We start from the raw sequence: 12,307 nt of genomic DNA, 5'->3' as shown, positions 1-12,307 counted from the left end.
CCGAGGAGCCCCGACATGCCCACCATCGCCCTGAAGCCCGACTACGCGGGCCCACAGCAGGACACCGAGGACAAGTTCCACGGCAACCGCCTGCTCTACATCTGCTGGGACGAGCACCTGCTGTTCTGCTCGCCGGTCGCGCTGCCGCTGCCGCCGTCCATGCCCTTCGGCGCGCTGCTCGGCGAGGTGCTGCCCGGCGTCTACGGCAGCCACCCGGACTTCGCCGTGATCGACTGGTCGAAGGCGGTCTGGACGCATGGCGGCGCGCCGTTCAAGCCGGACGCCGACAAGTCGCTGGCCGACAACGGCCTGGTGCACAAGTCGGTGATCCGCTTCCGCACGCCGGGGCTGCGCGGCATCGGCGGTTCGCGGAGCTGACGTGAGCTATCGCATCACGATCGAGCCGCTGGGCCAGGCGGTCGCGGTGCGCGACGGGCAGACCGTGCTCGACGCCTGCCTGCGCGCCGGCGTCTGGCTGCCGCATGCCTGCGGCCACGGCGTGTGCGGCACCTGCAAGGTCCAGGTGCTCGAGGGCGAGTGCGAGCACAACCATTCGTCGAGCTTCGCGCTGATGGACTTCGAGCGCGACGAGGGCAAGATCCTCGCCTGCTGCGCGACGGCCAGCACCGACATCGTCGTCGAGGCCGACATCGACGAGGACCCCGACGCGCAGTTCCTGCCGCTGGAGGACTACCGCGCCGAGCTGGTGGAGGCGCGCATGCTCACGCCCACCATCCGTGGACTGTGGCTGAAGCCCGACCGGCCGGTGTCCTTCCAGGCCGGCCAGTACGTGATGCTGCAGGTGCCGGGCGTCGAGGGCGAGCGCGCGTTCTCGATCGCCAACAGCCCGGCGGAAGCGCTGATCGAGCTGCACATCCGCCGCGTGCCCGAGGGCCGTGCCACCGGCTGGCTGCATGACACGCTGCAGGTCGGCCAGACGCTGCACTTCACCGCGCCGAGCGGGCGCTTCTTCGTGCGCAAGTCGGCGGGCGTCCCGCTGATCTTCGTCGCCGGCGGCTCGGGGCTGTCGAGCCCGAAGTCGATGATCCTCGACCTGCTGGCCGAGGGCTGCCGGCTTCCGATCACGCTGGTGCAGGGTGCGCGCAACGAGGGCGAGCTCTACTTCCGCGAGCTGTTCGAGGGCCTCGCGGCCAAGCACCCGAACTTCAGCTACGTGCCGGCGCTGTCGGACCTGCCGGCGGACTCGAACTGGAGCGGTGCGCGCGGCTATGCGCACGAGGCGCTGAAGGCACGCTTCGACGGCGACTTCCGCGGCCACAAGGCCTATCTGTGCGGGCCGCCGCCGATGATCGAAGGCTGCATCGCGACGCTGATGCAGGGGCGGTTGTTCGAGCGCGACATCTACACCGAGAAGTTCTTCACCGCCGCCGACGCGGCCGGCAGCGGGCCGCGCAGCCCGCTGTTCCGCAAGCTCTGACCGGACCGCGGCGATGCGCTCAGCGGGCTCTTTCCTTCGCGAACTCGCGCACCACGTCGAGGAAGGTCGCGAGGATAGGCGAGGCGTCGTCGCGGCGGTGGATGCAGGCCAGCTCGATGTCCTTCAAGGTGCGGCTGGCGAGCGGCCGGTAGACCACGTCCGGCAGCTGCAGGCTCGCGGTCGACTCGGTCGCGACGCTGATGCCGAAGCCGCCCGCCACCAGCGCGATCGAGGTCAGCACGTCCTCGACGTACTGCACGACGTTCATCCGCGCGCCCTCGCTGTGGAAGGCGTTCGCGACCTGCTGCGCCAGACCCGGCAGCGGCGACGCCGGATAGACGATCAGCGGCGCGTTGTCCATGTCGCGCACCGTGATCTCGCGCTTGCGGCACAGCGGGTTGGTCTTGTACATCGCGACCATCAGGCGCTCGCGCAGCACCGTCTCGATCGCCAGGTCGGGCTGGGGCGGGAACAGGCGGTTGAAGCCGACCATGATGCGCCGGTCGCGCAGCGCCTCGATCTGCTGGGCCTTGCTCAGGTGATGCAGCTCGATCTCGATCTCGGGGCGCTCATCGTGAAAGCGGGCCAGCAGCCGCGGGATCACGTCCAGCACGCCCGAGCCGAACACGCCGACCTCGAGCTTGCCGATCAGCCCCTTGCCGGTGAGCTGGGTGCGCTGCTTGGCGCGCTCGGCCAGCCGCAGCAGGTTGGGCACTTCCTCCAGCAGGGCCTGGCCCGCTTCGGTGAGATCCACGCCCTTGGGCGTGCGCAGAAACAGCGGCGCGCCCATCTCTTCTTCGAGCGCGCGGATCTGTCGCGTCAGCGGCGGTTGCGCCATGTGCAGGCGCTCCGCCGCACGCCGGAAGTTGCGTTCCTCGGCCAACACGAGGAACTCGCGCATTTGCCTCATCTCCATGGTCCACGCCTCCGGGTTGTCACTGACCGCCAATACCCAAATGGTATCGACTCTGCGAAATCGAGTATTGGACAGTATCGAGCCGTCTTTCTATCTTTACGCACCGTGACGACGGACCCGCGCATCGAAACGCGGGCCGCCGGCCACGCAGGTCAGGAGACAAGGACGCGTGCCGACATCGCTGTGCGGCACACATGAGCCGACCATGGAGCGATACGAAGTCCACATCGAGAACACCCGCGAAGCCTACGGCTGCTCGGCCAGCTGCACCCTGCTTGGCGGCATGGAGGCCCTCGCGCGCAAGGGCATCCCGGTGGGGTGCCGCGGCGGCGGTTGCGGCGTCTGCAAGGTGCGCATCGAGTCCGGCACGGTGCGCACCGAGAAGATGAGCCGCGAGCACGTCACGGTCGACGAACAGGCCGCAGGCTACGTACTGGCCTGCCGCGCCTACCCGACCAGCGATGTGCGGCTCTCGGCGGTCGACAAGCTCGCGCGCTGCATCGAACGCAGCCATGCCCGCTCCACCTTCCTCGATGCCGCGCTCGCCGCGGCCCATCGTTCCTGACCCGACCTCACTCACACACAAGGAGACATCCGATGGCACTCACAGGTGTTCTGCGCCCCGGTCACGTGCAGTTGCGCGTGCTCGACCTCGCCGCCGCCGTCAAGCATTACAGCCAGGTCCTCGGGCTGTGGGAGACCGCGCGCGATCCCCAGGGCCGCGTCTACTTCAAGGCCTGGGACGAGCACGACCATCACAGCGTCGTGCTGCGCGAGGCCGAAGCTGCCGGCATGGACTTCATGGGCTTCCGGGTCGACTCGACGGCCACGCTGAAGAAGCTCGCCGACAACGTGAAGGCCAGCGGCCTGGCCACCGAGATGCAATGGGTCGAGGCCGGCGAGATGCTCAAGACCGGCGAGCGCTTCCGCTTCACCACGCCCACCGGCCACGTGATCGAGCTGTACGCCGAGAAGGAGAAGGTCGGCAACATGATGCCGCTCGAGAACCCGGAGGTTTATCCGGAGAACCTCAAGGGCATGTCGCCGACGCGCTTCGACCACTGCCTGCTGTACGGCGACGACCTCGACGGCACGGTGAAGCTGTTCACCGAAGTGCTCGGCTTCAAGCTGGCGGAGCAGGTTGTCGCGGGTCCGGACCGGCTGCAGATCGCCGCATTCCTGACTTGCTCGAACAAGCCGCACGACGTGGCCTTCATCCGCCATCCGGAGAAGAACAAGTTCCACCACGCCAGCTTCATCCTCGACAACTGGGGCGAGGTGCTGAAGGCGGCCGACATCATCACGCGCCACCGCGTCTCGCTGGACATCGGCCCGACGCGCCACGGCATCACGCGCGGCGAGACGATCTATTTCTTCGACCCGAGCGGCAACCGCAACGAGGTCTTCTCCGGCGGCTACATCGCCTACCCGGACCGGCCCACGCTGACCTGGACCGACGACGAGCTCGGCCGCGCGATCTTCTATCACGACCGCAAGCTCAACGAGGCCTTCCTGTCGGTGGTGACTTGAACCACCCCCGTTGCGGCTGCGCCGCTCCCCCTCGAGGGGGCGACGCCAGCGGCCCGGCGAAGCCGGATCCGCGGCGTCTGCTGGGCGGGCTGCGGCGGGACCGGCGATCAAAGCACCTTCACCGACTTTCAACATGACGAACCCCACGATTCCGTTGCGCAATCTGTCGAGCCAGGCCGCGCAAGCCGCCGTCGAGGCGGCGATCGCGCACGCCGAAAAGCTGGGCGTGCGCGTCGTCGCCGCGGCGGTCGATGCCGGCGGCGTGCTGCTTGCGCTGCGGCGCATGGACGGGGCCTTCCTGCACTCGATCGACATCGCGATCGACAAGGCCTACACGGCCGTGAGCTTCGGCTTCCCGACCGAGGGCTGGGCGGGCGTGCTGGCCGACAACGAGATGCGCAAGGTCGGCCTGTCGGTGCGCCCGCGGCTGGTCGTGCTGGGCGGCGGCGTGCCGGCCCATGAGGGCGCGCTGCGCGTCGGCGCGATCGGCGTGTCGGGCGCGACCTCCGAGCAGGACGCCGAGTGTGCGCGCGCCGGGCTCGCGGCAATCGGACTGCAGGACGCGCCGCGCTGAGGCGCAGCGCCAACGAAACGAATCATGAAACAGTACCTGAACTTCATCGACGGCGACTTCGTCGCCACCGCCAAGACCTTCGCGAACCGCGCGCCGGTCGACAACCGCGTGCTCGGCATGGTCCACGAGGCCGGCCAGGCCGAAGTGGACGCCGCCGTGCGCGCCGCCCAGGCCGCGCTCGACGGGCCCTGGGGCAAGATGCCGGTGGCCGAGCGCGTCGAACTGCTCTACGCGGTGGCCGACGAGATCAACCGCCGCTTCGACGACTTCCTGGCCGCCGAGATGGCCGACACCGGCAAGCCGCTGTCGCTGGCCTCGCACGTCGACATCCCGCGCGGCGCTGCCAACTTCAAGATCTTCGCGGATGTCATCAAGAACGTCCCGACCGAGAGCTTCGAGATGACCACGCCCGATGGCGGCAGCGCGATCAACTACGCCCTGCGCTCGCCGCTCGGCGTGGTGGCGGTGGTCTGCCCCTGGAACCTGCCGCTGCTGCTGATGACCTGGAAGGTCGGCCCGGCGCTGGCCTGCGGCAACACCGTCGTCGTCAAGCCCTCGGAGGAGACGCCCGCCACCGCCACGCTGTTGGGCGAGGTCATGCAGAAGGTCGGCGTTCCGAAGGGCGTCTACAACGTCGTGCATGGCTTCGGGCCGAAGTCGGCCGGCGAGTACCTGACCAGCCATCCGGGCGTCAACGCGATCACCTTTACCGGCGAGACGCGCACCGGCGAGGCCATCATGGCGGCCGCGGCGAAGGGCGTGCGCCCGGTCAGCTTCGAGCTCGGCGGCAAGAACGCCGGCATCGTGTTCGCCGACGCCGACTTCGACAAGGCGGTGGCCGGCATCACCCGCAGCGCCTTCGAGAACTGCGGCCAGGTCTGCCTCGGCACCGAGCGCGTCTACGTGCAGCGGCCGATCTTCGACCGGTTCGTCGCGGCGCTGAAGGCCAAGGCCGAGGCGCTGAAGATCGGCCCGTCGGAGGAGCCGGGCGTCGGCCTGGGCCCGCTGATCTCGGCCGAGCACCGCGAGAAGGTGCTGTCCTACTACGCCAAGGCGGTGGCCGACGGCGCGACCGTGGTCACCGGCGGCGGTGTGCCCAAGATGAGCGGCGCCTTGGCTGAAGGCCACTGGGTGCAGCCGACGATCTGGACCGGCCTGTCGGAGGATTCTCCGGTGGTTCGTGAGGAGATCTTCGGCCCCTGCGTCCACCTCGCGCCCTTCGACACCGAAGCCGAGGCCGCCGCGCTGGCCAATGCCACGTCCTACGGCCTGGCGACGACGATCTGGACCGAGAACGTCGGCACCGCGCACCGCATGGCGCGCGCGGTCAAGGTCGGCATCTGCTGGATCAACAGCTGGTTCCTGCGCGACCTGCGCACCGCCTTCGGCGGCTCCGGCGCCTCGGGCATCGGCCGCGAGGGCGGCGTGCACTCGCTCGAGTTCTACACCGAGCTGCGCAACGTCTGCGTGAAGCTCTGAGAGGCATGGCGATGACCACCACCAACCCCGAGATCGCCAAGTCCGTCCGTACTGGCGCGTTTACGAGCAACGTGCACGACCTCGGCGCGAGCGCGCCGGGCCAGCCGCCGGTGCTCTTCATCCACGGCTCGGGCCCCGGCGTCAGCGCCTGGGCCAACTGGCGCCTGGTGCTGCCCAAGCTCGCCGGCGAGCGCCGCGTGATCGCGCCCGACATGCTCGGTTTCGGCTACACCGAGCGGCCGAACCCGCCGGATCGCGCTGGCGCCTACACGATGGACGCGTGGGTGCAGCAGGCCATCGACCTGCTCGACGCGCTCGACATCGCCCAGGCCGACCTGGTCGGCAACTCCTTCGGCGGCGCACTGGCGCTGGCGGTGGCGATCCGCCACCCGCAGCGCGTGCGCCGGCTGGTGCTGATGGGCAGCGCCGGCGTGAGCTTCCCGCTGACCGCGGGGCTCGACGCGGTGTGGGGCTACACGCCCTCGTTCGAGAACATGCGCAGGATCATGGACGTGTTCGCCTTCGACCGCACGCTGGTCAACGACGAGCTCGCGAAGCTGCGCTACGAGGCCAGCATCCGCCCCGGCTTCCAGGAGAGCTTCGGCGCGATGTTCCCGGCGCCGCGCCAGCAGGGGATCGAGAAGCTCGCCAGCCCCGAGGCCGCGATCCGCGCGCTGCCGCACGAGGCGCTGGTCATCCACGGCCGCGACGACCAGGTGATCCCGGTCGCAACCTCGCTGACGCTGGCGAACTGGATCCCGCGCAGCCAGCTGCATGTCTTCGGCCGCTGCGGCCACTGGACGCAGATCGAGCACAACGAGCGCTTCGTGCGTCTGGTCGGCGACTTCCTGGCCGAAGCCGACCGCGCCGCCGCCTGAATCCGAGAACCGAGATGGACGCCCCACAGATCACCGCCTACGGCGACGAGCTCTACGAAGCGCTGCTCGCCCGCACGCCGGTCGCGCCGCTGACCGAGCGCGAGCCCGGCATCACCATCGATGATGCCTACCGCATCCAGCTGCGCATGATCGAGCGCCGCGTGGCGGCCGGCGAACGCATCATCGGCCAGAAGATCGGCGTGACCAGCAAGGTCGTGCAGGACATGCTGAAGGTCGACCAGCCCGACTTCGGCCAGCTGCTCTCCGGCATGGTCTTCAACGAGGGCGAGGCGGTCAGCGTCGCCAGGCTGATCCAGCCCAAGGCCGAGGCCGAGGTCGCCTTCGTGCTGGCCCGCGACCTGACCGGCCCCGGCGTCACCGCCGCCGACGTGCTGCGCGCGACCGACTTCGTGCTGCCCTGCTTCGAGATCGTCGACTCGCGCATCCGCGACTGGAAGATCAAGATCCAGGACACCGTCGCCGACAACGCCTCCTGCGGCGTCTTCAGCCTCGGCGGCGTGCGCCGCAGCCCGCGCGAGCTCGACCTCGCGGTCGCCGGCATGGTGCTGGAGAAGAACGGCGAGATCGTCTCCACCTCCACCGGCGCGTCGGTGCAGGGCTCGCCGGTCAACGCGGTGGCCTGGCTGGCCAACACCCTGGGCCGCCTCGGCATCGCGCTGAAGGCCGGCGACGTGATCCTCTCGGGCTCGCAGAGCCCGCTGGTGCCGGTGAAGGCGGGCGACTGCTTCACCTGCAGCGTCGGCGGCCTCGGCAGCACCTCGGTGCGCTTCGTCGAATGAGCCGGGAGAGCACCGCATGAACCTCAACGCACAGACCATCGCCCAGCTCGCCGAGCACCTCGAAGGCGCCGAGCTGAACGCCCGCGACGTCACCAAGATCACCGACGACTTCCCCCAGATGGACTGGGACGACGCCTACGCGGTGCAGGACGCGATCCGCGCCCGCAAGGAGGCGCGCGGCCAGAAGACCGTCGGCCTGAAGGCCGGGTTGACCTCCTTCGCGAAGATGAAGCAGATGGGCGTCGACGTGCCCGTGTTCGGCTTCGTCTCCGACTACATGAGCCGCCCCGACGGCGGCGAGATCCGGACCGCCGAGCTGATCCACCCGAAGGTCGAGGCCGAGATCTGCGTCGTCACCAAGGCGCCGCTGAAGGGCCCCGGCTGCCATGTCGGCGCGGTGCTGGCGGCGATCGACTTCGTGCTGCCGGCGGTCGAGGTCATCGACTCGCGCTACCGCGACTTCAAGTTCGATCTGAAGAGCGTGGTGGCCGACAACACCTCGGCCTCGCGCTTCGTCGTCGGCGGTCGCATGCGCGACCTGGCCGATCTGGATCTGCGCACGCTCGGCGTGGTGCTCGAGAAGAACGGCCAGGTCGTCGCGATGGCGGCCGGCGCCGCGGTGCTGGGCCATCCGGCCGCGGCGGTGGCGATGCTCGCCAACCACCTGGGCGCGCGCGGCCAGGAGATCCCGGCCGGCACTTTCATCATGACCGGCGGGGTCACCGAAGCCATCGCGGTGGCCGCCGGCGACCACGTCTCGGTGCGCTTCCAGGATCTCGGCCAGGTCTCGATGCGCTTCGTCTGAACGAACCCGACTTCCAATGAGCTCCCCGATGAAACCCCTTCTCACCGCCCTGCTGGCGAGCAGCCTCGCGCTGGCCGCCTGCGTGCAGGCCCCCGACTTCGGCCCGGTGCAGGCCGAGCGCGCCAAGCCCGTGCAGCGCAACGACACCTTCCAGGCCGCATCGAACAATGGCAAGGTGCTCGTCGCCGGCACCGCCAGCGGCGCGATCGTCGTCTCGTCCGACGTCGGTAAGAGCTGGGCGCGCCAGGAACTCGCCGGCCCGGCCTCGGTGATCGCGCTGGCGGCCTGCCCCGACGGCGGCTTCGTCGGCATCGACTTCTACCGCAAGCTGTGGATCGGCGATGCCGCCGGCCAGCAGTGGAAGGCCGTGCCGCTGGACAAGCAGGTCGACCCGATGGCGGTGACCTGCGACCCGAAGGGCCGCATCTGGGTCGCCGGCAGCCACAGCACCGTGCTGAGCAGCGCCGACCGCGGCGCGACCTGGAACAAGCAGGACTTCGGCGAGGACGCGATCCTGACGACGATCCAGTTCGTCGACGAGCAGCGCGGCTACATCACCGGCGAGTTCGGCACCGTGCTGACCACCAGCGACGGCGGCGCGAACTGGACGCCGCTGCCGGCCATCGCCGGCGACTTCTATCCCTACTCGACCGTCTTCGTCGACGCGCAGAAGGGCTGGTCGTCCGGCATCGGCGGCGTGCTGCTGCACACCGCCGACGGCGGCAAGACCTGGGCGCCGCAGCCCAACCCGAGCGGTGCGCCGATGTATTCGCTGCTGCGCCAGGGCAGCGAGCTCTACGGCCTGGGCGCCGGCGGCCAGATGGTCGTGCTCAAGGGCGAGGCCTGGGAGCGCTTCGACCACGGGCTGGCGGTGCCGGCCTACCTGACGTCGGGCGCGGTGCTCGACGCCAACTCGCTGCTGGTCGCCGGGGCGGCCGGCGCATTGCATGTGGTGTCGGCGCCGGGCAAGCTCGCCGTCGCCGAGGTTCTGAAGGGAGTGCAGCAATGAAGAGCATGCGCAGCTGGATCGTCGCCGTGCTGATGCGCGGCGAGGAATGGCTCTTCGCCAATCCGAAGTACGTGCTCGGGATGATCCTGGCCGTGACGCTGGGCTTCGCCACGCAGCTGCCGGCGCTGAAGGTCTACACCGACTTCAGCGACCTGCTCCCGCAGAAGCACGACTACATCAAGACCTACAACCGCATCAAGGAGACCTTCGGCGGCGCCAACATGATCGTGATGGCGGTGGAGGTCGAGCAGGGCACGATCTTCAACGACACGACGCTCAAGCTCGTGTACGACGCGACCCAGGGCCTCGACAGCCTGCCCAGCGTCAACCACAACCTCGTCGCCAGCCTCACCCACCGCACGGCGCGCAAGGTCTACCTCACCGCCGACGGCAACTTCGCCTCCGAGGACTATTACGACGTGCGCAAGGCCACGCGCACGCCGGAGGAGCTCGAGCAGCTGCGCAAGGACGTGATCGCCAACCCGCGCATCTACGGCCTGCTCGTCTCGCCCGACCTGAAGGCCGCGCTGGTCAAGGTGCAGCTCAACGAAGGCGACATCGACTACGCCAAGACCTTCGCCGCGCTGCAGGAGGTGCGGGCCAAGCTCGAGCAGCCGGGCCACAAGGTCTACGTCACCGGCAACCCGGTGCTGACAGGCTGGGTCTACACCTACCTGAACCAGATCATCGCGATCATGATGTACACGCTGGCGCTGCTGGCGATGCTGCTGATCGTCTACTTCCGGCGCTTCTACGGCGTGTTCCTGCCGCTGGTGGGCATCGCGTTGAGCTCGATCTGGGGCCTCGGCTTCATGGCCGCGGTGGGCTTCAACCTCGAGCCGCTGTCGATGCCGATCCCCTTCCTGATCGCCGCGCGAGCCACCTCGCATGGCGTGCAGCTGGTGGCGCGCTACTACGAGGAGCTGGCCATCACGCACAACGGCAAGCAGGCCGCGCGCAACGCGCTCGACGCGCTGTTCCGCCCCGGCTCGCTGGCGATCGTGGTCGATGCGATCGGCATCGCGGTGCTGGTGCTCGGCGCCGCGCCCTTCAACTGGAAGCTCGGCATCTCGGCCGGCTTCTGGGGCCTGGCCGTCATCTTCACCGTGCACTTCATGGTGCCGCTGGCGCTGACCGTGCTGCCCCAGCCCAAGCAGATGGAGAACAAGAACGAGGGCATGCGCAACGTCCTGGCGACGGTCATGACCAAGACCGGCGGCACCTTCACCGGCGCCGCGACCATCCTCGCCGTCTCCGGCGTGCTGATGGTCTGGGGCGCGATGATGTCGGCCAAGGTGCAGGTCGGCGAATCGGAGGCCGGCTCGCCGATCCTCAAGCGCGACCACGACTACAACGTCTCGACCCAGGCGATCAACGCGCGCTTCCCCGGCTCGGAGGAGCTGCACATCATCGCCCGCACCGAGGAGAAGGGCGGCATCAAGCGGCCCGAGGTGCTGCGCGCGATCGAGGCCTTCCAGGCCCATATGCAGTCCGACCCGGCGCTCGGCGGCGTCAAGGCGCTGCCGGCGGTGGTGCGTTCGGTCAACCGCATCACCCACAGCGACGACCCGCGCTGGATGCAGATCCCCGACAACGAGGCCGAGGTCGGCGGGCTGATGTTCACCTACATGGCGTCGAGCCCGATCCCGGGCGCGCTGGCCGAGTTCGTCAACCCCGACGAGACGGAGGCCAACATGGTGTTCTTCTACAAGGACCAGCGCGCCGAGACGATCAACCGCGCCGTCGCGCTGGCGGAGGAGGGCAAGGCGCTGATCGAGTCGCGCGTGCCGGGGCTGAAGATCGAGCTCGGCGGCGGGCTGATCGGCGTCAGCGCCGCGGCCAACGAGGCGCTGCACACCGACCACATGATCATCATCCCGGTGGTGATGACCACGGCCTTCCTGCTCGTGATGGCGTACTACCAGTCCTTCCACGCGGGCTGGCTGATGGTGCTGCCGATGCTGTTCGCGACCGTGATGACCTACGCCTTCATGGCCTGGCGCGGCATCAGCATCAGCGTCAACACGGTGCCGGTGATCGCGGTGGGGGTCGGCGTGGGCATCGACTACGCCGTGTACTTCATGGACCGCATCCGCGAGGAGATGGAGCAGGTCGGCGACGTGCGGGAGGCGGCGGTCCGCGCCTTCTCGACCACCGGCTACGCGGTGAGCTTCACCGCCGTCACGCTGATCGCCGGCGTGGTGATGTGGATCTTCCTGTCCGACCTGCGCTTCCAGTCCGACGCGGCGATCCTGCTGAGCTTCATGCTCGTCGTCAACGCGCTGGCGGCCATGCTGATCGTGCCCTCGTGGTGCGTCGTGTTCAAGCCGAAGTTCGTCACGGGCGGCCATGCCGCCATCCCGGCCGCCGCGGCACAGGCGGCCTGACTGCCGAAACGAATGCAGGGCACCGGCTCGACAGAAGCCGGGCCCCTGGCATGTGTGAGCTCAATCAATCAACAGAGTGGAGAGGAGACTCCGATGACCAAGCTGGACGATAACCCGGGCGTGCGCGGCACGACGGGCAGGCCGTCGCGCCGCACGCTCGCGGCGCTGATTCATCGTCAACGCCGTCGCCGCCATGCTCATCGTGCCGGCCTGGTGCGTGGTCTTCAAGCCCCGCTTCGTGACCGCCGAGACCCCGGGCAGCGACGACAAGACCCTGCGGCGCTCCAGCCCGCCTGAGGCCGCAGACGCCGCCGCCCCGAACCCAGGAGTGAAGACGCGCGGGCAGGGGACTGCCCGCTCCAAGAGAAGGTGTGCATTCGATTCCATCCAAGGAACCCACGCAGCGAGGAGACAACGATGAAGAACAGACAAGAGACCGCGCGCCGAACCGGCGCGACCCCCCGCGCGGGCCAGCCCCGCCGCCCGTCCCG

At 69.0% G+C, this 12,307-nt stretch carries 13 protein-coding genes; 11 read left to right on the top strand and 2 right to left on the bottom strand.

What is annotated here, in order from left to right:
- Window positions 1–15 precede the first annotated feature (15 nt).
- Window positions 16–378 (top strand): phenol hydroxylase subunit P4, encoded by a 363-nt coding sequence (locus Y694_RS07255; RefSeq protein WP_036231148.1) that lies wholly within the window; start codon window positions 16–18, stop codon window positions 376–378.
- Between the two features lies 1 nt (window position 379).
- Complete coding sequence (locus tag Y694_RS07250) at window positions 380–1,438, top strand: NADH:ubiquinone reductase (Na(+)-transporting) subunit F (RefSeq protein ID WP_036231146.1); 1,059 nt, start codon at window positions 380–382, stop codon at window positions 1,436–1,438.
- Window positions 1,439–1,457: 19 nt separating this feature from the next.
- Here Y694_RS07250 and Y694_RS07245 read toward each other — a convergent pair whose 3' ends face one another.
- Window positions 1,458–2,354: a LysR family transcriptional regulator gene (locus Y694_RS07245; protein WP_036231189.1), complete on the bottom strand. Its 897-nt coding sequence runs from the start codon at window positions 2,352–2,354 to the stop codon at window positions 1,458–1,460.
- A 205-nt stretch (window positions 2,355–2,559) separates the two neighbouring features.
- On the opposite strand from Y694_RS07245, the gene Y694_RS07240 reads away from it, so the two are divergent.
- From Y694_RS07240 to Y694_RS07200, 9 genes are all read left to right on the top strand, one after another.
- Window positions 2,560–2,919 (top strand): 2Fe-2S iron-sulfur cluster-binding protein, encoded by a 360-nt coding sequence (locus Y694_RS07240; RefSeq protein WP_036231144.1) that lies wholly within the window; start codon window positions 2,560–2,562, stop codon window positions 2,917–2,919.
- 32 nt (window positions 2,920–2,951) lie between these two features.
- Window positions 2,952–3,884 (top strand): catechol 2,3-dioxygenase, encoded by a 933-nt coding sequence (locus tag Y694_RS07235; RefSeq protein WP_036231142.1) that lies wholly within the window; start codon window positions 2,952–2,954, stop codon window positions 3,882–3,884.
- Between the two features lie 133 nt (window positions 3,885–4,017).
- Window positions 4,018–4,458 (top strand): heme-binding protein, encoded by a 441-nt coding sequence (locus Y694_RS07230; RefSeq protein WP_036231140.1) that lies wholly within the window; start codon window positions 4,018–4,020, stop codon window positions 4,456–4,458.
- A 24-nt stretch (window positions 4,459–4,482) separates the two neighbouring features.
- Complete coding sequence (locus tag Y694_RS07225) at window positions 4,483–5,937, top strand: 2-hydroxymuconic semialdehyde dehydrogenase (protein ID WP_036231138.1); 1,455 nt, start codon at window positions 4,483–4,485, stop codon at window positions 5,935–5,937.
- Between the two features lie 11 nt (window positions 5,938–5,948).
- Window positions 5,949–6,815 (top strand): alpha/beta fold hydrolase, encoded by an 867-nt coding sequence (locus tag Y694_RS07220; RefSeq protein WP_197028757.1) that lies wholly within the window; start codon window positions 5,949–5,951, stop codon window positions 6,813–6,815.
- Between the two features lie 14 nt (window positions 6,816–6,829).
- The gene (dmpE, locus tag Y694_RS07215) at window positions 6,830–7,615 is read left to right on the top strand and encodes a 2-oxopent-4-enoate hydratase (protein WP_036231133.1); all 786 of its coding nucleotides are present in this window, start codon (window positions 6,830–6,832) and stop codon (window positions 7,613–7,615) included.
- 16 nt (window positions 7,616–7,631) lie between these two features.
- On the top strand, window positions 7,632–8,420 hold the full coding sequence (gene dmpH, locus Y694_RS07210; protein WP_036231131.1) for a 2-oxo-3-hexenedioate decarboxylase: 789 nt from the start codon (window positions 7,632–7,634) through the stop codon (window positions 8,418–8,420).
- Window positions 8,421–8,448: 28 nt separating this feature from the next.
- On the top strand, window positions 8,449–9,429 hold the full coding sequence (locus tag Y694_RS07205) for a YCF48-related protein (RefSeq protein ID WP_231497573.1): 981 nt from the start codon (window positions 8,449–8,451) through the stop codon (window positions 9,427–9,429).
- Window positions 9,426–11,816: an RND family transporter gene (locus Y694_RS07200; protein WP_036231129.1), complete on the top strand. Its 2,391-nt coding sequence runs from the start codon at window positions 9,426–9,428 to the stop codon at window positions 11,814–11,816. Before Y694_RS07205 ends, Y694_RS07200 begins: the two co-directional genes overlap by 4 nt.
- 60 nt (window positions 11,817–11,876) lie before the next feature.
- On the opposite strand, the gene Y694_RS24105 is transcribed toward Y694_RS07200, so the two are convergent.
- Complete coding sequence (locus Y694_RS24105) at window positions 11,877–12,044, bottom strand: hypothetical protein (protein WP_155935792.1); 168 nt, start codon at window positions 12,042–12,044, stop codon at window positions 11,877–11,879.
- Window positions 12,045–12,307 lie beyond the last annotated feature (263 nt).

The sequence above is a fragment of the Methylibium sp. T29-B genome, from assembly GCF_000576225.1.
Lineage (GTDB): Bacteria > Pseudomonadota > Gammaproteobacteria > Burkholderiales > Burkholderiaceae_C > Methylibium > Methylibium petroleiphilum.
The sequence above is the reverse complement of the archived record's forward strand: the minus strand, read 5'-3'. Positions and strand labels throughout refer to the sequence as shown.

Coding starts and splice junctions, on each gene's coding strand:
- Y694_RS07255 (WP_036231148.1), top strand. CDS start 16: ATGCCCACCATCGCCCTGAAGCCCGACTACGCGGGCCCACAGCAGGAC.
- Y694_RS07245 (WP_036231189.1), bottom strand. CDS start 2,354: ATGGAGATGAGGCAAATGCGCGAGTTCCTCGTGTTGGCCGAGGAACGC.
- Y694_RS07240 (WP_036231144.1), top strand. CDS start 2,560: ATGGAGCGATACGAAGTCCACATCGAGAACACCCGCGAAGCCTACGGC.
- Y694_RS07235 (WP_036231142.1), top strand. CDS start 2,952: ATGGCACTCACAGGTGTTCTGCGCCCCGGTCACGTGCAGTTGCGCGTG.
- Y694_RS07230 (WP_036231140.1), top strand. CDS start 4,018: ATGACGAACCCCACGATTCCGTTGCGCAATCTGTCGAGCCAGGCCGCG.
- Y694_RS07225 (WP_036231138.1), top strand. CDS start 4,483: ATGAAACAGTACCTGAACTTCATCGACGGCGACTTCGTCGCCACCGCC.
- Y694_RS07220 (WP_197028757.1), top strand. CDS start 5,949: ATGACCACCACCAACCCCGAGATCGCCAAGTCCGTCCGTACTGGCGCG.
- dmpE (WP_036231133.1), top strand. CDS start 6,830: ATGGACGCCCCACAGATCACCGCCTACGGCGACGAGCTCTACGAAGCG.
- dmpH (WP_036231131.1), top strand. CDS start 7,632: ATGAACCTCAACGCACAGACCATCGCCCAGCTCGCCGAGCACCTCGAA.
- Y694_RS07205 (WP_231497573.1), top strand. CDS start 8,449: ATGAAACCCCTTCTCACCGCCCTGCTGGCGAGCAGCCTCGCGCTGGCC.
- Y694_RS07200 (WP_036231129.1), top strand. CDS start 9,426: ATGAAGAGCATGCGCAGCTGGATCGTCGCCGTGCTGATGCGCGGCGAG.